Source organism: Pleionea sp. WD8-19 (assembly GCF_055326765.1).
In genome coordinates, this window is the sequence record NZ_JBUZOU010000004.1 from 96,327 (window position 1) to 119,053 (window position 22,727).

Annotated in this window: 22 protein-coding genes; 9 read left to right on the forward strand and 13 right to left on the reverse strand. The window is 41.5% G+C overall.

What is annotated here, in order from left to right; all coding sequences use genetic code 11:
* Nucleotides 1-9: 9 nt before the first annotated feature.
* The 5 genes from ACTUJY_RS06345 to ACTUJY_RS06365 form a co-directional block, all read right to left on the reverse strand.
* A complete protein-coding gene (locus ACTUJY_RS06345; RefSeq protein ID WP_463615226.1) occupies nucleotides 10-909 on the reverse strand; it encodes a substrate-binding domain-containing protein in 900 nt (299 codons plus the stop codon).
* 176 nt (nucleotides 910-1,085) lie between these two features.
* On the reverse strand, nucleotides 1,086-2,480 hold the full coding sequence (locus ACTUJY_RS06350; RefSeq protein ID WP_463615227.1) for a PAS domain S-box protein: 1,395 nt from the start codon (nucleotides 2,478-2,480) through the stop codon (nucleotides 1,086-1,088).
* A gap of 18 nt (nucleotides 2,481-2,498) precedes the next feature.
* Entirely contained in the window at nucleotides 2,499-4,931 is a 2,433-nt protein-coding gene (locus ACTUJY_RS06355) for an EAL domain-containing protein (RefSeq protein WP_463615228.1), read from the reverse strand.
* 385 nt (nucleotides 4,932-5,316) lie between these two features.
* Nucleotides 5,317-6,888, reverse strand: a complete 1,572-nt coding sequence (locus ACTUJY_RS06360) for a cation:proton antiporter domain-containing protein (protein ID WP_463615229.1) — start codon at nucleotides 6,886-6,888, stop codon at nucleotides 5,317-5,319.
* Nucleotides 6,889-6,968: 80 nt separating this feature from the next.
* Nucleotides 6,969-7,850 carry an SDR family oxidoreductase gene (locus ACTUJY_RS06365; protein WP_463615230.1) on the reverse strand — a complete coding sequence of 294 codons (882 nt, stop codon included), beginning with the start codon at nucleotides 7,848-7,850 and terminating at the stop codon, nucleotides 6,969-6,971.
* A 21-nt stretch (nucleotides 7,851-7,871) separates the two neighbouring features.
* Between ACTUJY_RS06365 and ACTUJY_RS06370 the strand changes: the two genes are divergently transcribed.
* Nucleotides 7,872-8,192, forward strand: a complete 321-nt coding sequence (locus ACTUJY_RS06370) for a hypothetical protein (RefSeq protein WP_463615231.1) — start codon at nucleotides 7,872-7,874, stop codon at nucleotides 8,190-8,192.
* On the opposite strand, the gene ACTUJY_RS06375 is transcribed toward ACTUJY_RS06370, so the two are convergent.
* Nucleotides 8,189-9,253 carry a serine hydrolase domain-containing protein gene (locus ACTUJY_RS06375; RefSeq protein WP_463615232.1) on the reverse strand — a complete coding sequence of 355 codons (1,065 nt, stop codon included), beginning with the start codon at nucleotides 9,251-9,253 and terminating at the stop codon, nucleotides 8,189-8,191. The two genes, ACTUJY_RS06370 and ACTUJY_RS06375, sit on opposite strands and share 4 nt — an antisense overlap.
* Before the next feature lie 57 nt (nucleotides 9,254-9,310).
* The gene (locus ACTUJY_RS06380; RefSeq protein ID WP_463615233.1) at nucleotides 9,311-10,021 is read right to left on the reverse strand and encodes an alanyl-tRNA editing protein; all 711 of its coding nucleotides are present in this window, start codon (nucleotides 10,019-10,021) and stop codon (nucleotides 9,311-9,313) included.
* 266 nt (nucleotides 10,022-10,287) lie between these two features.
* On the opposite strand from ACTUJY_RS06380, the gene ACTUJY_RS06385 reads away from it, so the two are divergent.
* The 5 genes from ACTUJY_RS06385 to ACTUJY_RS06405 are packed head-to-tail and all read left to right on the forward strand — an operon-like array spanning nucleotide 10,288 to nucleotide 13,463.
* Nucleotides 10,288-10,518, forward strand: a complete 231-nt coding sequence (locus ACTUJY_RS06385; RefSeq protein ID WP_463615234.1) for a hypothetical protein — start codon at nucleotides 10,288-10,290, stop codon at nucleotides 10,516-10,518.
* Nucleotides 10,519-10,547: 29 nt separating this feature from the next.
* Complete coding sequence (locus ACTUJY_RS06390; protein WP_463615235.1) at nucleotides 10,548-10,793, forward strand: hypothetical protein; 246 nt, start codon at nucleotides 10,548-10,550, stop codon at nucleotides 10,791-10,793.
* Between the two features lie 19 nt (nucleotides 10,794-10,812).
* Entirely contained in the window at nucleotides 10,813-11,205 is a 393-nt protein-coding gene (locus ACTUJY_RS06395) for a GntR family transcriptional regulator (protein ID WP_463615236.1), read from the forward strand.
* 9 nt (nucleotides 11,206-11,214) lie between these two features.
* On the forward strand, nucleotides 11,215-12,090 hold the full coding sequence (locus ACTUJY_RS06400; RefSeq protein WP_463615237.1) for an ABC transporter ATP-binding protein: 876 nt from the start codon (nucleotides 11,215-11,217) through the stop codon (nucleotides 12,088-12,090).
* Nucleotides 12,087-13,463 (forward strand): hypothetical protein, encoded by a 1,377-nt coding sequence (locus tag ACTUJY_RS06405; protein ID WP_463615238.1) that lies wholly within the window; start codon nucleotides 12,087-12,089, stop codon nucleotides 13,461-13,463. Before ACTUJY_RS06400 ends, ACTUJY_RS06405 begins: the two co-directional genes overlap by 4 nt.
* Nucleotides 13,464-13,550: 87 nt before the next feature.
* On the opposite strand, the gene ACTUJY_RS06410 is transcribed toward ACTUJY_RS06405, so the two are convergent.
* From ACTUJY_RS06410 to ACTUJY_RS06425, 4 genes are read right to left on the reverse strand one after another with little or no spacing between them, the layout of a single operon-like run.
* Nucleotides 13,551-14,117, reverse strand: a complete 567-nt coding sequence (locus tag ACTUJY_RS06410) for a DNA-3-methyladenine glycosylase I (RefSeq protein ID WP_463615239.1) — start codon at nucleotides 14,115-14,117, stop codon at nucleotides 13,551-13,553.
* Entirely contained in the window at nucleotides 14,101-14,787 is a 687-nt protein-coding gene (locus ACTUJY_RS06415; RefSeq protein ID WP_463615240.1) for a helix-turn-helix transcriptional regulator, read from the reverse strand. The genes ACTUJY_RS06410 and ACTUJY_RS06415 overlap by 17 nt, the downstream gene beginning before the upstream one ends.
* Nucleotides 14,788-14,798: 11 nt before the next feature.
* Nucleotides 14,799-15,137, reverse strand: coding sequence for an antibiotic biosynthesis monooxygenase family protein (locus tag ACTUJY_RS06420; RefSeq protein WP_463615241.1), 339 nt, complete (start codon nucleotides 15,135-15,137; stop codon nucleotides 14,799-14,801).
* 1 nt (nucleotide 15,138) lies between these two features.
* Nucleotides 15,139-15,501, reverse strand: a complete 363-nt coding sequence (locus ACTUJY_RS06425; RefSeq protein WP_463615242.1) for a VOC family protein — start codon at nucleotides 15,499-15,501, stop codon at nucleotides 15,139-15,141.
* Between the two features lie 198 nt (nucleotides 15,502-15,699).
* Between ACTUJY_RS06425 and glyQ the strand changes: the two genes are divergently transcribed.
* The 3 genes from glyQ (at nucleotide 15,700) to ACTUJY_RS06440 (ending at nucleotide 19,875) form a co-directional block, all read left to right on the forward strand.
* Nucleotides 15,700-16,647, forward strand: coding sequence for a glycine--tRNA ligase subunit alpha (gene glyQ, locus ACTUJY_RS06430; protein ID WP_463615243.1), 948 nt, complete (start codon nucleotides 15,700-15,702; stop codon nucleotides 16,645-16,647).
* Nucleotides 16,644-18,716: a glycine--tRNA ligase subunit beta gene (gene glyS / locus ACTUJY_RS06435; RefSeq protein ID WP_463615244.1), complete on the forward strand. Its 2,073-nt coding sequence runs from the start codon at nucleotides 16,644-16,646 to the stop codon at nucleotides 18,714-18,716. The genes glyQ and glyS overlap by 4 nt, the downstream gene beginning before the upstream one ends.
* A 142-nt stretch (nucleotides 18,717-18,858) precedes the next feature.
* Complete coding sequence (locus tag ACTUJY_RS06440; RefSeq protein WP_463615245.1) at nucleotides 18,859-19,875, forward strand: GGDEF domain-containing protein; 1,017 nt, start codon at nucleotides 18,859-18,861, stop codon at nucleotides 19,873-19,875.
* A 30-nt stretch (nucleotides 19,876-19,905) separates the two neighbouring features.
* On the opposite strand, the gene ACTUJY_RS06445 is transcribed toward ACTUJY_RS06440, so the two are convergent.
* Nucleotides 19,906-20,073, reverse strand: a complete 168-nt coding sequence (locus ACTUJY_RS06445) for a hypothetical protein (RefSeq protein ID WP_463615246.1) — start codon at nucleotides 20,071-20,073, stop codon at nucleotides 19,906-19,908.
* A 224-nt stretch (nucleotides 20,074-20,297) separates the two neighbouring features.
* Nucleotides 20,298-22,721 carry a DNA topoisomerase (ATP-hydrolyzing) subunit B gene (gene gyrB / locus ACTUJY_RS06450; protein ID WP_463615247.1) on the reverse strand — a complete coding sequence of 808 codons (2,424 nt, stop codon included), beginning with the start codon at nucleotides 22,719-22,721 and terminating at the stop codon, nucleotides 20,298-20,300.
* Between the last annotated feature and the right edge of the window lie 6 nt (nucleotides 22,722-22,727).

A 22,727-nucleotide genomic window follows, 5' to 3' on the forward strand; every position in this document is an offset into this window, starting at 1 on the left:
TAACCACCTTTAAAATGGCAGAAGTCCAAAACTTTCAACGATCTGCTTTCCTTTGCGCGATTTAATAAATCGAATGAACTTTAATTCAATTTTTGTCGCTGTTAGGTTGTTTTTGTTGAAATAAAGATTATAGCTGCGACTTAAAGGATACTTACCAGACACCACCATAACCGGCTCAGCGCTGACCACTTCTTCTTCACCTTGAATTTTCAATGATTTTATTTTCTTTGTATTATACGCTAAAGGAGCAAAGCCAATTGCTAATGAATCATTACTGATTATCGCTTCTATGTCTTCAAAACTGTTTTTAATTTCAGCACTTGTAATAAATTCGCCTTTACATAAGGCCAGTTTTTTAAAGAGTCCGGTTGTACCTGACGAATTATCTCGACCAATTACTCGAATGGGTCCTGAAAATCCCTTTAACAATTGAGACCAATCGGTAATCGCATTAGTAGCACCGCATTTTCTATCCTTTGAAAATATGGCATCAATTTGTTCGATTGTGAGTTTTTCCAAAGGGTTGCTGGAATGAATTAATAGAATAATGGGATCAAAAGCAACGCGAATCGTACTGGGAGCTTCCCCGAACTTTGCAATATATTGATTCAGTTCCTGAGCATTAATACTGCGACTTAATGAAGCAATATGCGCCTCTCCACTAATCAACGCCTTTGGACCAAAACTTGAGCCCTGTTCACCAATAGTAAAGTCGACCCCGGGATAAAAACAGCGAAACTCATCACTGAGTGCTTTCAAAATCGGCGCTAGGCTATCTGAGCCAGCAATAATCAGTGTTTCTTTGAGCTTCGCATCGATTGCCGTGTTTGGCTTACAACTGGCCGCTTCCGATTGACTCAGAAAGAACCAACTAAAGACCAATATTGTCACCCACGTTATACGTCGCATACGGACCCCATTTAATTTAGTACGCTAAGTATAGTCCAATATGACCCAAGGAGATGCAAATTCGGTTCGAAACAAGCCTGTCATACCAGTGCGTTAGACCATCAAAGAACATTAAGAGGCGCGTTGAGTTTGACCAGAAAAAAACAGGTCAGTCGGTAATCACCGTAACAGAACGCCTAACTCTCATTAAATCGAATACGGAATCGAGTCGGTTTATAATGGTGAATGTCGAGCTCTGCACCGATTTGCTCGCTAAGTAACTGCACTAACATCAACCCAAGGGACTTGCTATTTTCAATTGAAAAATCTTCCGGTATGCCACACCCAGCATCGGATACTTCGAGTAGATAACTGCTATTTGCTTGTTGCGTCAGTGAAATAATTAGAGGACCTTTTTCATTGTTTGGGTAAGCGTGCTTAAATACATTGGAACAGAGTTCATTAATTATTAAACCTAAGGGAATGCTGATATTTATTGGGAGACTTATATCCTGAACCTGAATGTGTATATCGATTTTTTCGGAATTTACGGCATAAGAACTGACCAGGTTTTCAATTAACGTATGAATGACTTGTTCGCAATCGACTCGAGAAAAATCTTTAGACTCATATAGGGTTCGGTGAATCACCGCCATAGACTTCACTCGGTTTTGACACTCCTGGAGAACACAAAGAGCCTCGTTGTCACTCACTTTTTCAGATTGAATGCCAATTAAACTATCAATAATTTGAAGGTTGTTTTTGACCCTGTGATGAATTTCGGCTAAAAGCATTTCTTTTTCTTTTAACGCATTGAGAATAACCGATTCGTGCTGTTTACGTTCGGTAATATCAACCACCGACGCCAAAATCATGAGACCTTGATTGGTTTGGATTGGATTTAATCCAATTTCTAACGGAATTTCTCGTCCGCTTTTATGAGTGCCATAGAGATCTCTACCATGGCCCATCGCTCGCGCTTCTGGAAAATCTAAGTAATGTTGACGGAGTCGAGGATGCATATCTCGATAACGTTTTGGTACCAATACATCAATAGGCTTACCGATCAACTCCTTTCTCGAATAACCGAATATTTTTTCAACGGTTGAGTTAACCAGTTCAATGCAACCTAAATCATTAGTGAGAATCACGCCATTAGGTGAAGCTTCTACCGTCAAATGCATCATTTCTTCCGCTCGCTTACGATCGGTAATATCAACGATAGCGGCGAGTACGAAACTACCCTCTTCTGATGAAATCGTATTTAACCCGATTTCGACAGGTATTTCATATCCCTTTTTATGAAGTCCGAACAGATCATGTTCTTTCGTCGAGTCATTTTCAATTGACTTTGAAAAGAATAAGTACAACTTATCGAGCTGCTTTTTTTGTAGTCGTTTAGGAATTAGAATTTCAATTGACTTTCCTAAAAGCTCTTCTCGCTTATAGCCAAACAGTGCTTCGGCGGTTTTATTGACCAGAACAATTAATCCATTTTGATCGATTAAGACGATGCCATTAGGTGATGCCTCCACCGCCAATGTCATCATTTGCGCAGTTTGCCGGATACCGCGCGAGTTCAAGTCATTCATGACTTAAGTATCCCATTTTTAATGAGGTAAAACTTGACCTCGTTTTTGATTTTGTAATAGGTCTTCAATTTCTTCAGTGTTAATAGGTTCGCTAAAATAATATCCTTGAAGGAAGTCACACCCCAATTGACTCATAAACGATAATTGCTTACGTGTTTCTATGCCTTCAGCGATCACTTTTTTATTCAGTTGATGTCCCATAGCAACAATGGCAGCTGCAATTGCGCAATCACCGCTATCATGAGGTATGTCTTGAACAAAGGAACGATCAATCTTTAAGTATTCAATCGGTAAGGTTTTTAAAGAACTTAAACAAGAATACCCGGTGCCAAAATCATCCAAAGCTATCTGAATTCCCATATCATTTAACTGGCGAATGTCCCTTAATACTTGTTCATTTGACTGCAAACAAGATTCTGTCAACTCAATAGTTAACATTTCTGGGCCAATCGAAAATTCATTCATTAAGGATGCTATTAACTCAGGTAAATGATCGTGAGAAAATTGCTTACTGGATGCATTTACAGCAACACGCACAGGCTGTATGCCTTTATCACACCAACTTCGCAATTGTTCGAAAGCTCGACGCAGAACCCAGCGTCCAACATCCACAATCAAATTGCTGCTTTCGGCAACAGGAATAATTTCCAATGCCGACATTAACCCTAGCTTTGGATGACGCCATCTTATTAAAGCCTCAAGTGAGCTAAGAACACCGTTGCGACCATCGCATATGGGTTGATAAAACAATTCAAACTGATGCTTTTGTAATGCTTGACGAATTTCGCGCTCTCGCAACAAATAATGTGTGGCTCGTTGAGTCATTTTGGTGTGATAAAACGAGAAGTTTTTTGCGCCTTTTTTCTTAGCTGAATACATAGCAATATCAGCTTTTTGGATTAAATCGTTGCAATTTTCTGCGTCTTTCGGATACAGGCTAATACCAATACAAGCACTGGGTTGCAACTCATTAGTTCCCAATATCACCGGTTCATCTAAAACTTTTAACAAACTTTTTGCCAATATTTCACAATCTTTTTCATCATCAATATTTTCCATAATCACGATAAATTCGTCACCACCAAAACGTCCCATGGTATCCGACTTTCTGAGTCGTGAGGACAAACGTTTGGCAAGTGTTCGTAACATACAATCACCAAACTGATGTCCCATCGAGTCGTTAACCTGCTTGAAATGATCAAGGTCAATAAAAAGAATGCCAAGCATCGATTTAGCGCGCTCCGCTTTGTTAATGGCTTGATAAAAACGATCCATTAACAAGGTGCGATTCGGTAAATCAGTAAGTGCATCAAAATAAGCAATTTGTGAAAGTTTTTCCTGCGCCTGTTTGAGTGCTGAAATATCCGACACCATCATGACATAACGCGCAGCTTGTTGATCGGAACTGGGTAATCGACCAATATTAATCAGCAAGTGTACAACCTGGTGATCTTTATGATAGGTTTTTATTTCACCTTGCCAGTTTCCATCGTGTTGCAGTTGCCGCCACAACTCTGAAAATTTTTGTCGCCCCATGCTCTGAGGGTTAAAAAAGGGGAGCTCTTTGTGCTCCAGTTCTTTTTGGGAAAATCCAGTAATAGTAGTAAACGCTTGATTGAAAGATTCAATTTTTCGCTCATGATCGAGAATGACGATTCCTTCAGCAGTGCATTCAAACATATTAGTGGCTTGCATCAGCTGTTGTTCAACATCGTGGCGTTCGGTTACATCCTGTATCACTCCAACCAGTCTCATCATTTTGTCACGATGATCAAGATACGATTTACCGTACAATTTATACCAACGTGACTTGTTCTCCTCCTTAATTTGAAATTCCACTTCGATTTGTTTCACTCGTCCTCGACGCAGATCTTCCATTGCACGTTTAATGTTCTCTCCGTCTTCCACCGACACTCGCTTCAACAAACTCGACCAGCCAACCAGCGTTTTCAATTGACCTTCACTGCTTTTTTCAATTAAAACGTCATTAACCGATTGATTGTATTCCCAACTGGTAAGTTTGCCGGCTTCCAGCGCCAACGACAAATGCTTTTCATTTTCACGGGTTTTTGCTTCTTCTCGAAATCGTTCCATAGCTACTTGAATGGAAGCGTTCAGTTCACGCTCGGAAAAAGGTTTTAGCAAATAACCATAAGGATGGGTTTCCTTAGCGCGTTTAATGGTATTGTCTTCAGAATACGCGGTAAGAAAAATCACAGGTAATTGGTAACTTTTATTAATTTGAGAGGCTAAATCGATACCATCAACATCTCCCTGAATATGAATGTCCATAAGAACAATATCAGGAAGATTTTCTTGTAAAAGTGATAAGGCTTTATCTGCGTGGGCAGCAGTTCCAATGACTTGATATCCCAGCTTCGTTAAACGACGCCGAATATCCAGGGCCACAATCTGCTCATCTTCCACGACTAAAACTTTGGCAGCATTCATCCGTTGGTCTCACAGCTTCTTACAGACACCAACCGATTCTTTCAATTCCAACCCCTTCCTGGTTAAAATTTGGAATTTGTCAGTTCCCTCTGTAGAAGAAAGTATCGATTGCTCGACTCTCTTCCTGCAAAACAAATGTCGGGGGCCCCGGATAACCTTGATCATTCAGAGCCACCTTTTTATGTAGTTTTCTTAATTAAAAGATAGACTAAAAAAAATACATCTCTTCTAATTTTATTAAAAAATATACAAATCTGTGATGTCTTACATAAAAATACAACAAAAAGTCAGTTTATTTAGCGCTTTTTGACCATTGCGGCATGATTTTTTATTAGCAAGTCAGGTTATACAACCCGACCTAGAATCACGTTAAGGGAATCTCATCTTAGTTTGATTGACTCGTTCGTATCAGTGCCAAGCTCTCTTCCGCAAATCCAACACCCGCTTCTACGTAAAAATTAAACACTTTATCAATGCCTTCTTCTTTTAATTCTTCTATTTGGTCTTCATACCGGGCAATAGCAACCACTTTTCCTGAAAAGTCGACGCTTTTTAATTGCTGTTGGATATTTTTAATATCGTTTATATAAGGTAACGCTATAAGAACCATTTTAATACGAGAAAGATCAAGGCTTTCCCAAAGATCGGCGTCTTCGCCATCGCCGTAAAATACTCGATATCCGTCACGCTGTAAGGACTGAATGCGTTGTAAATCGGCATCCATCCCCCAAACAGTATCGCCCACCAACTTACATAATGCGTTGTAAGTTCCTTTCCCGACACGCCCCATTCCCAGCACTAAGATTTCGGTACCTTTCGCCAATTTAATCGGGTGTTGATCTCGAACCGCTTCTAACGTTTGCAAGCGACGTTTGTAATTAGCATACAAGGTATGGGCCGATCGATAGACAAAACTCGATATAAGAAAGGAAAAAGACACCGCCAACGCTAGAATCACCAGCCATCGATTATCGAGCCATTCGAGTTTGACGCAAAGGTCGACCACGATGAGTCCAAACTCGCTAAAATTCGATAAAATCAGAGCAGAGAGAAAAGCAGTTCGGATCCGAAGTTTCATCATCCAAAAAATGGCGAAAAATAAGGCGCTTTTCAGCGGCAGCATGACACCGATTAATAGTGCTATCGACAACATTTCCCAGTCGGGTAATGTTGCGAATCCTATTGAAAGGAAAAAGCCGATCAGAAAAAGATCTTTAAAGTCCATCAGCGACTTATACAGCTCGGTGGCCTTACTGTGATTGCTCATTAACATACCAATCACCAAAGCGCCAAGGTCACCTTTAATATCAAGTGCGGCAAACAGTTCGTAACCCCCTAGTGCGAGAAACAAACCGAGTAATGGTATCATCTCGCCATGGCCAGCACTGTCCAACAACCGATCAAGAGCAGGCTTCACGACCAATAGAAGCACCAACCCCAATGCCCAAATGGAGGGGATCACACCAGTGGCTAATACCATAAAAATCACGGCGACTATGTCTTGCATGACCAATACACCAATAGCCAATTTGCCATGATGCGTTCTTAATTCACCACTGTTTTCCAGTATTTTAATGACGCATACCGTGCTACTAAAACTAAGCGCAAACCCGATCAAAGCCAATTCTTTCCACGCCAAATTACCGAATACACTGAAAGCCAATACACTCAGTAAACCAAAAAACAGCAACGTTAACACCACCCAGAGTGACATGTGCGTCAGAGTGCTACCCCACACGGTAGTCTTAAACAAATCTCTTACATTTATTTTTAAACCAATGGTAAACAGCATTAGAGTGATTCCCAAATTGGAAATCAGTTCGAGATTGTTACTGTACTGATAGTCGAGAAAGTTTAATATAAAGCCGGCCGCAAGGTAGCCCACTAACGGCGGCATAGCCACCAACCGGGCCAGCATGCCACAAATAAAAGCAAAAACAATCCAGATAAATTCCATACGCTTAAGTTTTAAGTTTTAAGTTTTAAGTTTTAAGTTATGAGATTACGTATTCACTCTTCAAGCTTCAAACTTTACTCTTACCCTTTTACTAAAAGCTGATCCAATACGCGCGCTGGCAGAAGACGCCGTAAGTAAGCAAATAAGTAAGTTGGAAAAGTGACGTAATAGCGTGTTTTTGGATGCCGGCTGTTTAACGCATGCAATAGCTTTTTTGTTACTGCCGAAGGCGGTAAGGTCAATGGATTGGCAATATCTTTACCCAAACGATCAATCTGATCGCGATAGTTATTATGGTGTACGGAATGTTGCCAGTCGATATTTTGTTTAAACTTAGCCAGAGCATTTGCTCGAAATTCGGTTTTAATCGGACCAGGCTCTATCAAACTGCAATGGATATTGGTGCCTTTCAGTTCCAGTCGTAAGGTATCGGTTATTGCTTCAATCGCGTATTTGCTCGCGTTATAAGCACCACGATACGGCATACAAACCAGCCCAAGTACCGACGAGTTCTGAATAATTCGACCGTATCCCTGCTCGCGCATAACAGGCAGAAGTCTGCGCGTTAAATGATGCCAGCCAAAGACATTGGTTTCAAACTGGTCGCGTAAAACATCGGTTGGTAAATCTTCAATGGCTCCGGGCTGGCCGAAAGCACCATTATTGAACAGTGCGTACAAGGATCCACCGGTTATTGCCAATACCTTGTCTACTGTACCATCGATACTGTCCACATCAGTGAGATCCAGTTGAAATGCGGTTAAGCCCAATTGCGCCAATCGTTCGACATCTTCTGGTTTTCTCGCCGTAGCAAACACTGGAAAGCCACGATCTTTTAAAGTCAACACGGCATCATACCCTATACCTGTTGAGCACCCTGTTATCAGTATGGACTTATTCTTGAGTGGTAATGTAATTGGTCCGACCCTCGGTGTTTTTGAAGTAATATATGATAGCAGCAATAAGAATAAAAGGAGTCAACAATGGTTGAATCGCAAATAACTTACAATATCCGCCAGGATGTGTCAGAGGAAAGGTACTGGGATATTGTACAAGGCATGATCACTACGCTCGTGCGCGATAAAAAAATAAAAGAGTTTCGAGCTTTTGAGAATTTGATGGGTGAACCACACATCAAAGCATCGGTTTACTGGAATGAAGCCACGCATTTTGCCAACTTTGTGAAGTCGCAAGAGTGGCATGACATCCATCGCGAACTCCGTAAAGTCGCTCGCGATATTAAAATCGAACTGTGGGGACCGTCTCGCTATCTTCCTGAACCGGTTATTGTCGACTCGGACTAATTTGCAGTTGAAATTCGAGCAGCGTGCATTGCTTGAATCACTCGATAAAGGTCCCCTTCGTGGAAACGGTATTCTTTTTCAGTATCGACTCGATGCACCATTACCAGTTTGTGTTTAGGATATACACCTAACATATGAACGCCGGTACCTGTATGATAAAACGAATGTCGCTCTTGCTCGTTTTCTTTGGGTACTAATACGCACCACAGCATTCCATAAGCCAAACCGTATTGTTCGTTAGTTATAGAGTAAGGTTGAGTCGATAGGTTGATCCACTGTTTGGGGATAATTTGCTGATCGCCCCACTTTCCATGATTGAGGTAAAGCTGACCGTAAAGCGCCAAGTCATAGGTTGAAAGCCGAAAATGATACGCCGGAATATCCGACAGCTCGGGTTCATATTGGTAGAAACCATCGCTTTCAGGAATTTTTGTTTCATCAGGTGAGTGAATCTGTGAGTATTCGCCTTTATATTGTTGCATGCCTATCGGCTTGGCTATTTGTTCATAAAACGCTTTAAATATTTTCTCGCCCGTTAATTTTTCGTAATACATTCCCGCAATATTAAAGTCCCAGTTGTTGTAGTAAAAATGCTCACCCGGTAAATACGCACCTCTCTCGGGCTTTCGTTGTTGCATCCCGTTTGACTCTGCCGTCGCTGGTAAATAAATACCGGAACGCGACTTGAATATCATACCCAGTGTTGCCTGTTTTTCTCTATCTGTAAGTGCTTTCTTTATTTCTGCAAAAGGCAAGTCATTTATCCGTTGTTCAAGAGAGAACTTGTTTTGTCCCCAAGCTATCCCTAATAATGAATTTAGCAGTGCCTTGCGGATGGAGTGCACGGTGTGTTTTTTGTGGACATCGCCCCATTGAAAAAATAAGTTGCCATCGTACAACAACAGCATGGAACTTGAACCTTTCTGTTCTAATAACTTTTCAAGCTCAAGTAATTTTTCTTTGGAATAACCGGCTTGCTGCGGCGTAATAGTCCTTAGTGAACCTTGTGCTTTAATATTGATACAAAATGATAGCAAGAACACCCATAAGCACTTACTCATAATTTCCCCAACTCAGTTAAATAGAACTTTGTCGAACAATCGCAATAAAAAGTTTCTTCAGTCGATCAACTTAATAATCACGCGTCGATTTTGTTTGCCTTTGTTTTCAATCTTTACCACTTCGGCGCGTCCTATTTCCGAAGTATTATTAAGGTGTGTGCCACCACAGGGTTGTAAGTCGATTCCGGGAATTTCCACCAGTCGAACTTTACCGAACCCCATCGGTGGTTTTACTGACATGGTTTTCACCAGATCCATATTGTTTTGCATTTCTTCATCTGAAATCCATCGTGTTTTAAGTTCAATATTTTTATTGATCAATCGGTTTAATTGCTCGGTAAGTTGTTGCTTGTCAGGGTTTTCCGGCATATCAAAATCCAGTCGTCCTTTGTCGAGGCTGATATTGCCGCCGGTTACCGGAAAAGGCAACAGCGAGCAAAACACATGCAAACAGGTGTGGGTACGCATATAGCGATAACGGTTGTCCCAATCAATTTTCGCTTCGATTGAATCACCAACTTCCAGTCCATGATCTTCATTTGCCGGAATGTGCACTATCGCACCTGGGTGAGTTTTCGATTTTCGAGTGTCTTTTATCCTTACCTCATTTCGTTGACAGGTAATCAACACGCCGGTATCGCCAGGCTGTCCGCCTCCTAGCGGATAGAAGACGGTTTGGTCGAGCAGTATGCCCTCGTCAGTCACACCAACCACATTTGCAGAACACTGTTTAAGGTAGGAATCGTCACGGAACAGCTCTTTGGTCATCGGTTTATCCTTTTTATTTTTAACAATACACGCTTCATGGACTGTATTAGCGATTCATAAGTTCCGACTAGCCGCGGCGGAAGTGTATGACTTATAGAAAAAACTGCGTTTTCATACATCGCTAATGCAAGTAAAAATACATTATAAATCAAACAGATAGAAAAACATCTATCGAGACCAGTCACTTTTTATCAAATATCGCTTGATCGTGTGTATACGTGTATTATAGTATTAATACAGCAGATTGAGCGATGGAGATACTCATCATGAATACAATAATGAAACAAGCAGCACAAAACTGGAAATTCAAGCAACGAGTCAGTCGGTTTAACCAATGGGTATTTGGGCCGGTATTTATCGTCAATATGATCACTTTGATGATGGCAGTGACTTTTACCGAGCTCGGCGATCACTATCACAACGAAAGTTTCTGGGCCGCGACCAAAAAAACGGTGCTAGTGGTATTACAAAGTGTTGGATTGGTCGCTATAGGTTAATCCGAACAAACTAACTCAAGGAGCTTTTTATGGAACAGGTCATTGAAAAACCAACAAAACGTACTTTCTCACAAAAGTTTTGGGGTGAATGGAAAGGCGAGAAATATTTCGCCTGGGTGGTCAGCATTATTTGTATGATTAGCGCAATCGATGGCCATGACGGAGCTCGTCAAGTTTTTGCGTCCGACTTGTTTCAAACCGGCTTGTTATTTGGGTGCCTTGGATATTTAAGTGAATTGCGATACCGTCTGATCCCTGAAACCCGCAATAACTAGCCGGAGCTTGAGTAATTTAATGTCTACCTCCGAGTTTATCTCTCTCGAAATATCGCCCTCTTCGGGTGTTCCTATTTATCGTCAACTGATTGAACAAGTTCGACGAATGGTTGCCAGTGACCACTTGTCTCCTGGCGACCCTTTACCTTCGGTAAGACAACTGGCAACACAACTTGCCGTAAATCCCATGACCATCTCCAAAGCTTACAGCTTGATGGAAGCCGAAGGATTATTAGAGCGCCAGCGTGGTAAAGGCATGATCGTTTCAACTCAACAACCGAGCAGCTTGAATATTGAAGAGCGATTAAATCTATTAAAGCCCTCAATAGAAAAGCTGGTGAGCGATGCCCGCCAACTCGACATTGATGACAACACCGTTATTGAACAATTGAAGCAACAGCTAGAACAATAGAGTTTCACTATGGAAAATATAATTGAAGTTACTGATCTTCACAAAAACTTTAAAAAGCACTCCGTACTTAAAGGATTATCATTTAAAGTTCGCAAAGGGAGTGTAGTCGGCATCTTGGGAAGCAATGGTGCGGGAAAAACGACATTGCTTCAAACACTCATTGGTTATTACAAATCCGATGCGGGTTACTGTAAATTATTTGGTGATACTTCTCCCGAATTATCGGCAAAAACCAAACACAAAATCGGTTATGTACCACAAGAAGCCGAATTGATCTCCTGGATGAAAGTCGGTCAAATTATCGACTACACCCAAAGCTTTTATCAAGATTGGGACAACGAGCTGGTAGCGCGCTTATTAATTGAGTGGGAACTTGGTCGTGATCAAGTTATCGACAAATTATCTGTAGGACAAAAGCAAAAACTGGCGATTATTCTAGCTTTAGGCCATCACCCCGAGTTACTCATACTTGACGAGCCGGTCGCCAGTCTCGACCCTGTTTCACGACGAAACTTTATTAAAAAACTGATCGATATGAATATGGATGAAGAGAAAACGATTCTTTTTTCCACACATATCACTTCCGATTTAGAGCGTGTAGCTGCTGAAGTTTTGATCATGAAAGAGGGTCGAAATTATTTTCAGGGCGATATTGACGAACTCAAGGAAAAAATTGTTCGACTGCATATTCGAAGCGATCATTCTTTACCGCTAGAACTACCCATCAAAGGAATATTAAATTCGCTTCACAATGGCAAAAGTGCGGTAATTTCAGTTGAAGGATTGCAGGATATTGATATTGAGGCACTTTCCCGAAAGCTCAAGGCCACCATTCGAGTCGAGTCATTAAACCTGGAAGATATTTTCGTCGAGTTACACGCGTGATGAATACATTAAAGTTATTTGGATTTATATATAAGCGCACCTTGGTAACTTCTGTGCTAGGTACTTTCCTGTACTTCGGTCTTTTGACGAGCATAATTATCGCTGGGCAATTTAAAGAGCTTAAGAAAGGTAATGAAGTATTCTTAATATTCGTATCAGTCATTCAACTCTTGTTACTAACAGCTTGGAGCAGACAAGTTCAACATTTCATACAGAACTATCAAGCGAAATTACTTCCTAACTTTAAATTAACTGCATGGAAACTCTTTTCATTATTTCTCGTGATCACAGCTATATTGCCGATACTATCTGTGCTAAACCTGGGTTGGGTCAGCTTATCCTCAGGACTCTACATTCTTTTTCTTGCAACTTTACTGATTACATTAACCAGCTATTCACAAAATTTCGGAACCAGCATTGGAATTCTAGTACTAATGTATGTAAACGCCGAAAATAGCCGCATTGAAAAACATATTGAAGCTAATTATTTTGATTATTTACCTTTCGACGTTAACCTGTTTATGCTTATAAGTATTATTTTATGCTTGATAAGTTTTCATTTTTTATTAAATAGACAGGTAAATAGAGCGACAAGTATGCAAATAGAGCAGAGCCAGGAATATGTTGCAAAATGGACAAACCGAACTCGTATCTCGTTATGGATAGGACAACTTATCCTTCAGTTTAAGTACTTAGTTGATAGAGCTTTCGCGAATCAAAGAAAAGACCGACTATCGATCGCATTATGGAGTCAACAAAACTGGGGTATTTGGTTTTTTCGGAGTTTGATTTTATTTTTGGCTATTATTTCTTTATTAGAAGACGGTGAATACATCCGTGGGTTTGTTGATGGCCTTCATAAACGTGAATTACAAATTACGTTTTTAATTGCATTATGGGGCATACTCGGTGGATTTGATCATAGTATTTTTAGCCGCAAAGAGTTTGCTGAGAAATTTCTTTGGCTTCGAGAACCTATCAATGGGTTGACAGAGTTTAAGCGTCGCTTTTTTAATCGAATGTTGGCATCATCCATTTTTGAGGTATGTCTAACTACAGCTACTTATATATTGATATTAATACAAGCGATTGACAATAAATCTCTCATAATTTATTTAACCTTAAGTTTTCTAACCTTAAAGTTTCTTTCGCTAATTATCAGTTATCTTATGGTGCATTATCAGGTAAAAGGATTTGGTTCATTTATAATTGCCATGATTTATATCCTATTTATTACCGTTTGGGTTTTTTATACTATGGGGAACAGCTCGCACGATTCGACCGTTTTATCAGTTTCTTTAACAGCTTTGGTTCTAATAATGTTGTTTGGCTTTAGCTGGTTTAAACAGTCTAATATTAAAAGACAAGCTTAACTTTAATTTTCCTTTTGGTAAAAACGTTAACGAAGTTTAGTTTTAGCACACCCTCGCTTTCCTCTCTTTTTTTGAAAGAGAGGTTTGTTAATACTTAAAACATTCCTGAACATGATCATCCACCAAACCAGCGGCCTGCATAAAAGCATAGCAAATAGTTGAACCGACAAAAGTAAAACCTTTTTTCTTTAAGGCTTTACTCATGGCATCGGATATATCGGTGGATGATGGTAAATCGCTCAGTTGTTTTCGACTATTTTTAATGGGCTTACCATCAACAAAAGACCAAATAAATTCACTGAACTCACCTTTATTCTTAAAGTGCCTAAGGCAAGCCTGCGCATTTTTACGAAATCCGAACACTTTTAATCGATTGCGAATAATACCCGGATCGCCAAGTAATTCTTCGAGCTGCTCATCCGTCATCGCCGCAACTTTTTTAATATTAAAACGGTGATAAACCTTTCGATAATGCTCACGTTTTTTTAGTACCGTAATCCAACTCAGTCCTGCTTGTGCACCTTCCAAACACAGCATTTCGAATAATGCTTTGTCGTCGTAAATGGGCTGTCCCCATTCGTTATCGTGATAATCCATATAAAGTGGATCATTGCCACACCAACTACAACGTTTTATGTTATTTTTCACAGTCATTTCGCTCTCTCTCAATATAGTCCTGCAACCTTTGTCCGTCAGCTTGTTCAAACTTGTGCATCAGTAAATTGAAGTTGTCGAAACGATCCAATCGGAAATTTCGAAAATCATTACGTAATTCACACCAAGCGACCAAGGTCCAGGTTTGACCCCAAAAAATCAAGCCCAACGGTCGTATAATGCGTTCACTCTGGTTGCCGTTTACATCCTGATAGTGAATCGCTACTTTGCGTTGCTCATTAATGGCCTTACGAAGTGTCGACATGGGCAGTACCAATCGCTCTGGAATATGAAAATCGGGTGCCAATAACGCATTGGTTTTCAATTGCTTTCTTAAACTGGCTGGTAATATGTTTTCGATTTTAGCCAATGCATTATCGGCATCTTTTTTTAATTCAGCGTCCATCCAGGCTTTCGCCAGTTTAATACCGCTGAGAATGGCTTCAACTTCACCGGCATTAAACATAAGAGGGGCTAAATCGTAATGCCGCAATTGGTAGCCAACACCCGCTTCACCTTCAATATCAACACCGGAAGTTTGCAAGTCAGCAATATCACGATAAACGGTGCGAGTGCTAACTTCTAATTTTTCAGCAAGTTGCTGCGCAGTAGTCAACCGACGATTTCGCAGTATTTCAATGATCCGAAACAAACGGTCAGCACGACGCATCGTTCAGCTTTTTAATTCACTTTTAATTGACGATCGTCATGGCACCAATCAGTCAATGGATAAAAGTGTTTGGACATCAACGCTTGCTTAAACATGCGAAAGTAGTCGGCGCCTTCAGTCTGCTGTAACCGACGAATGGTTTTTGATGCCTGGCGGGCAAACGCTAGAGACTGCCAAGTAACGATGTCGCAAAACGAATTTTCTTGCTCCACTTCCGATAAGGTTTCGTAAGCAAGACATCCAGGCAATTGAGTAACCCGATTACGAAAACTTGCCAATAAATCGTTATGATATGCGCTGAGAAATTCGTCTCGGATCGAGTAAACGATCAACTCTCTCACCACCGCCATATTAAGGCTGTCCTGGTGCAAAATGAGGATTTTCAATCAATCCAAAATGATTGCCAAAGGGGTCAATAATACTTGCAACTTTGATCCCTTCACCTACCTCTTCTATCGGCTCACCCGCTTCAGCACCACGTTGTTGGTAAAGAGTCACCGCCGACTCAATTTTTTCGACGCGCCAGTAAGCAACAATGTTATTAGAGGCTTCTCTGCTGCCCGGTAGAATGCCAAGCTCGTAACCACCGACGTTATAACCCACATAAAAGGGCTCATCAAAATAAGGATCGATTTCAAAAACCTGCTTCAACCACTGCTTTGCTTTTTCAATATCTTGCACGTAGTAAACACAAGTCGCGAGTTGCTTGATCATATTAATCTCCTTGTTGGATAGCTCACTGACACTATACTGACAGACTACTGACAACATTATGTCAGTAGTCTTCACGCTTCAAGTCCAGTTTTTTAAGTAAATTTAACGAGTCGCTACCTTTTGGATCATAGGATCACCCGCTCGGCCCTGATATAATCGCGCTTTTGCACACAGAATACGGTCACTGGAGGCCCGATTTTGGCAGATCAAATCAGTCATTCAGCAATAAAGGGAGCGCCACAAACCTTTCAAGGTTTAATCATGGCGTTACAAAACTATTGGTCCGAGCAGGGTTGCGTGATCGTGCAACCGTTGGATCTTGAAGTAGGTGCCGGAACTTTTCATCCAGCCACTTTTCTTCGTGCAATTGGTCCAGAACCTTGGAATTCTGCCTATGTGCAACCTTGTCGTCGGCCGACCGACGGACGTTATGGTGAAAACCCCAATCGCCTGCAACATTATTATCAATACCAGGTGGTTTTGAAGCCATCACCCAAAAATATTCAGGAGCTTTACCTAGGATCATTAAAAGCTTTAGGTATCGATCCGTTAGAGCATGACATTCGTTTTGTCGAAGACAACTGGGAGTCGCCTACACTCGGCGCCTGGGGTTTAGGCTGGGAAGTTTGGTTAAACGGAATGGAAGTCACCCAGTTTACCTACTTCCAACAAGTTGGCGGGTTGGAGTGTCGGCCGGTTACCGGTGAAATCACCTATGGGCTGGAAAGGATTGCCATGTACTTGCAAGGGGTTAACAGCATTTTTGATTTGGTGTGGACAAAAGGACCACAAGGGATTGTCACTTACCGCGACGTTTTCCATCAAAATGAAGTAGAACAATCTGCCTACAATTTCGAACACGCTGATGTCGAATACCTTTTCGGTTTTTTTGATTACTGTGAAAAACAAAGCCAACATTTGATTGATAAAAATTTGCCACTTCCTGCTTATGAAATGGTGCTTAAGGCGTCTCATGCTTTTAACTTGCTCGATGCAAGGCACGCCATCTCCGTTACCGAGAGACAACGTTTTATATTAAGAGTAAGAACTCTTTCGCGCGCTGTCGCAGAGGCCTATTACGCTTCACGGGAATCGCTCGGATTTCCAATTTGTAAGCAAGCGTCCGACCTAGGAGGTGCACAATGAGTCCGTTTGCCGATTTTCTGGTGGAATTGGGAACCGAAGAGTTGCCTCCAAAAGCGCTAAAAGCTCTAGCAACGGCCTTTCACGACAATTTGATCACTCGCATTCAAAATGCAGAGCTAACCTTTGAAACAAGCGAATGGTTTGCTACACCTCGTCGATTGGCTGTTCGGGTTAATCAATTACAAGTTAAGCAAGCGGATAAGTGGGTCGAGCGCCAAGGTCCTGCGGTTGCTGCAGCTTTTGATGATCAAGGTAACCCCAAACCTGCAGCAATCGGATTTGCGAAATCTTGCGGTGTTGAAGTCGACCAGCTCGATAAAATCACGACGGATAAAGGTGAACGATTAGCGTACAACGCTCAAGTAACGGGCGCGACTGCGGAAAGCTTGCTACCAGAAATGGTTGAGTTTGCACTTTCAAAACTGCCCATTCCCAAAGCCATGCGCTGGGGCAACAGCAACTCAGAGTTCATTCGTCCTCCACACTGGCTGTTATTATTGTTAGATAATAAATGTGTATCCGCAAATATACTCGAACTAGATGCTAACAATATCAGTTTCGGTCATCGATTCCACGCCCCGGAAGCTATCACAGTCGATCATCCGAGAAATTATGAATCATTACTTTTAGATGCAAAAGTGATGGTCCGCTTTGAAGAGCGTAGAACATCGATACAGAAACAAGTCGTTGCATTAGCCGAACAGCAAGGCGCTACGGCGGTAATCGACGATAGCCTACTTGAAGAAGTATCGGCATTGGTTGAATGGCCTATTGCATTAATCGGTAAGTTTGACGAAGCGTTTTTACAGGTACCTGCTGAAGCTCTGATAGCTACAATGCAATCGGATCAAAAATACTTCCATTTAATAGATAATGAACAACGCTTGTTGCCGCACTTTATAACGATTGCGAACATTGAAAGTTCAAATACTCAGAGTGTGATTGAAGGAAACGAAAGAGTCATTCGACCTCGACTTGCAGACGCCAAGTTTTTTTATGACACCGACAAGAAAATTAAACTGGAAACTTACGTAGAAAAGCTAGGCACCATTGTCTTTCAAAATAAGCTCGGCACTCTTTACGACAAAAGTCAGCGAATTAAAGCCATCGCTCAGTGGATCGCAAATCAGATCGGCGGACCGGTCGAAGATGCCGAGCGAGCTGCTGAACTCTGTAAGTGCGATTTGTTGACCAATATGGTGTATGAATTTCCAGAACTGCAAGGAATCATGGGTCGCTATTATGCTGCGAACGACGGGGAGAGTGAGGCGGTATCCCGGGCGATGGATGAGATTTACATGCCACGTTATTCCGGCGATGAGTTGCCAAAGAGTAAAACGGGGTTAGCGTTATCAATAGCTGATCGCATAGACACCTTAGTCGGTATTTTCGGTATCGGTCAGGCACCCAGTGGAGCTAAAGATCCATTCGCTTTGCGCCGTGCAGCGCTTGGGATCATTAGAACTTTAGTCGAAAAACAATTACCCATCGACTTGAGTCAGTTAATCACTACTGCTATTGAAAGTTTCCAAAATATCGAATTGATGCCAGATACAGCAGATCAGGTAATCCGATTCTTTGAAGCGCGTTTACAAGCCTGGTATTTGGAAAAGGGGTATTCTGCCCAGGTTATTGCGGCAGTAGCCGAACTCGAACTTACTCAACCAACGGATATTGATAAGCGCATTCAAGCTGTGAATGATTTCGATAAATTGGAAGCATCCGCTGCTTTAGCCGCAGCGAACAAAAGAGTACGTAACATATTGTCAAAGACCAATGATTCGATTGATGAAGCGGTTTCTAGCGATCTGCTGCAACAAGAACAGGAGCAACATTTGTTTCATCGGCTATCAGCACTTCGTTCCGATGTTAAACACAAAGTTGAAAAGTCTGAGTATCGTGCTGCATTAATGCAATTGTCAGAACTGCGAGAACCTGTTGATGCTTTTTTCGATTCGGTAATGGTTAATGTTGACGATCCAGCGTTAAAAGCCAATCGACTGGCTTTGTTGAATCAATTGAGAAACTTGTTTGTCTCCATCGCGGATATCAGCTTATTGCAAAAATAAATAACGGAGCTCCCTAACGTTAGGGAGCGCTTTTATTTTTGCATTCTATGTAAGCACTTACTTATCTAATGGATTTAACCACTGACTTTTCACGCAATTTGGTCTAGTTTTAAAGGAAAGGTTCAGGATAGCTCAATCCAGAATGACCAAGGAAATCTCTCAACTCAATGCCAAAGCGATAGGTCGGATTTCGCTGCAATCCATGACCTGGCTTCGAGATCGGCAAATTCCGGCCAGCCCTGTTGCTTACTCCATAGCATTTGAATACAACCTAAACGTCCTTCAACAGTTAGTCGAACACCTCGATCAATTAGAGAAGGATAACGCTCTCAATCTAAAGTTATTTGATCAACTGTTTCGCGAATACATACTTGATAGATTCATCGATTTCGAAGCGTTCAACACGAGTGTTAATGGAATTGTTAATGGCACAGAATCAGCTGTCATAGAAGCTCGAAATCAACTCGATCAATTTCGCCTATTTTTGCAGGAAGCACAAAAGCGGTTAAAAGCATTAACCGAAAGTAATACAAACCATATCGTTCAAGAATTAATTGAAAATACCCAGCACGCTTTTAGTAGTGTCGAAAACCTGGGCGCTCGACTAAACCAAGTAACCGGTGAAATGAAACTGTTACAGAAAAAATACTCGAAAATGGCAAAACAGGTTCAAGAAGATCAATTAACAGGCCTTTTGAATCGAAGTGCTCTTCAAAAGGGGTTCGAGCATCTCACTCAAGAACATGAACAAGTCGTATTAACTATGGTTGTCGCCGATATCGATTTTTTTAAACGGTTCAATGATGAACACGGTCATACGGTTGGTGACAAGGTTATAAAGTTGGTGGCTGATACGTTTAAATCGAATTTAAAAGGGGGTGACCTAATCAGTCGCTACGGAGGAGAAGAGTTTGTGGTGTTGCTACCAGAGACGCGATTAAACGATGCCATGAACCTGATGAATACAATCCGAAAAAAGATCGCTCATTTGACCTTCGTAAATAAACCCAGCGGAAAGACCATTGGTGAAATCACTATGTCGTTTGGATTGGCTGAACGAAAGGAAAACGATAATTTTTACAGCTTGTTCGACCGTGCTGACAAAGCCCTTTACCGCTCCAAACAGAATGGTCGAAATCGAGTGCATTGTGAGTACTGACTAACTCAAACGCGTTATTTTAATAGTAAATTAGCGTCCTTTTCTCGCTTCAGCAATATATACTCGAGCTCGTTTCACTTTATCAAGACAACTGGGGTATCGCTCGATACTTTGCTGAAAGCGAGCCGCCGTTAATAATCCCAGAGCTTTTCCGTAACTGACCGTACCGGCAAACCCTTCGCTTTCAGCTAGATTCAAAGACTTCCAGGCAGAATTCAATTGCTGAGAACAATCGGCACGACCAAGCTGAGTGGCAGCGCAGCTAAACAAAAATAGTGAAAGAATTGAAGTTTGAAGACTTCTTGAAAGTAAGTATTTACTATCTTTAAGTGTCATTATATTGTAACGATTTAAAATTTAAAAAGCTTCAACGAACATCGATTACCTACCGTTGAAGCTTATATTATTAAAGGACGACTTGGTTAAACATCAAGATTAGCGACGGCAAGTGCGTTACTTTCAATAAACTCTCTTCGAGGTTCTACCTGATCGCCCATCAAGCAAGTGAACAACTGATCCGCACCCACCGCATCTTCAATGGTAACCTGAAGCATCCGACGTGTTTCCGGATCCATGGTGGTTTCCCAAAGTTGATCGGGGTTCATTTCTCCCAAGCCTTTGTATCGTTGTATATTAAGTCCGCGTCGAGACTGTTGCATTAGCCATTCTAGAGCTTGTTCGAAACTATCCACTTCTTGCTTTCGTTCGCCGCGCTTAATGTAAGCACCCTCTTCAATTAATCCGGCAACTTTATTGCCTAACGAGGTTATTTTTGAATAATCATTCGATCCAAAAAACTCATGATCAAGAGGATACAAGTTTTCTAAACCATGATGGATCACATTCACCTGGGGTATAAAGATATGACGCTCTTTGTCCTCGACAACGGACACTTCGTAGCGTACCGCTCCCGCGGTTTTATCATGATTGATAGACTCTTGTAACGCATCACTCCAGTTATTCACCTGCTCTAGTTCATTAAGTTGTTCAACATTCAATTTAGGCAAATAAATTAAGGCTTTTAAAACTTCAGCTGGATAGATTCGAGCAAGTCGATTGATCTGACTTTCTACCAATCGAAACTCAGAAACAAGCGATTCCAAAGCGGTTCCCGACAAAGCCGGTGCATTAGCGTTTACATACAAAGAGGAGTCGTCCAGTGCCAGGTTTGTTAAATACTCTTCAAGCGCTAAATCGTCTTTAATGTAGGTTTCTTGTTTGCCCTTTTTAACCTTATATAAAGGAGGCTGAGCAATATAAACGTAGCCATTTTCAATGATTTCCGGCATTTGGCGATAGAAAAAGGTCAATAACAGGGTTCGGATATGCGCACCGTCTACGTCAGCATCGGTCATGATAATAATACGATGGTATCGTATTTTTTCCGGATTAAATTCATCGCGACCGATTCCGCAACCAAGAGCGGTAATTAATGTACCGACCTCTGCAGAGGACAGCATTTTATCGAAGCGCGCTTTTTCAACATTAAGAATTTTACCCTTAAGCGGCAGAATAGCCTGGTTTTTACGGTTTCGACCTTGCTTGGCCGATCCACCCGCTGAATCACCCTCCACGATATAGAGTTCAGAAAGAGCAGGATCTTTTTCCTGACAATCTGCGAGCTTTCCAGGTAAACCGGCAATATCCAGAGCGCCTTTTCGACGTGTCATTTCACGCGCTTTGCGAGCTGCTTCGCGTGCACGTGCCGCATCTACCATTTTATTTACGATCATTTTGGCTTCAGTGGGGTTTTCTAACAAGTACTCGCTAAGCTTTTCTCCCATGGCCTGCTCTACAGCACTTTTCACTTCAGAAGATACCAGTTTATCTTTCGTTTGCGAGGAAAACTTTGGATCCGGCACTTTAACCGATATCACCGCGGTCAACCCTTCTCGAGCATCATCACCAGAAGTGTTAACTTTTCCTTTATTCAATCCTTCTTTTTCGATGAAGGTATTAAGAGTACGCGTTAACGCGGCACGAAAACCCGCTAAGTGTGTTCCGCCATCCCGTTGCGGAATGTTATTAGTAAAACAGTAAATGCTTTCCTGATAACCGTCATTCCATTGCATAGATACTTCTACACCGATGCCATCTTCTTCACGCTCAGTGGTGAAGTGAAAGACTTGATGATGGATGGGCGTTTTATTCTGATTTAGATACTCAACAAACGCTTGGATCCCACCTTCGTATTTAAAATGGTCTTCTTTACCACTTCGCTCATCTTTTAATAGAATCGATACACCAGAGTTAAGAAAAGAGAGCTCTCTTAGTCGTTTGGCCAAAATATCGTAATGAAACTCTATATTCGTGAATATCTCTGTACTGGGTTTAAAACGAATTTCAGTTCCCGTCTGCTGGGAGTCTCCAACGATCTTCAGTTCAGATAAAGGCTCTCCCAAGTGGTATTTTTGTTCGTGAATTTTTCCTTGGCGACGAATGGTCAGCTTAAGCTCATCCGATAAAGCATTAACAACAGAAACACCCACGCCATGTAAACCACCAGAAACTTTATAGGAGTTATCATCAAACTTACCACCCGCATGCAACACCGTCATAATAACTTGTGCGGCTGATACGCCCTCTTCAGGGTGGATATCAACAGGTATACCTCGACCGTCATCGGAAACCGTGATGGAGTTGTCAGTGTGTATGGTTACTTTTATATCATTGCAGTATCCGGCAAGGGCTTCATCGATCGAGTTATCGACCACCTCAAACACCATATGATGCAATCCAGTTCCGTCATCGGTGTCACCAATGTACATCCCAGGACGCTTTCTAACCGCGTCTAAGCCTTTCAAAACTTTAATACTGGATGAGCCGTATTCGGAATTCTCTGACATATAACT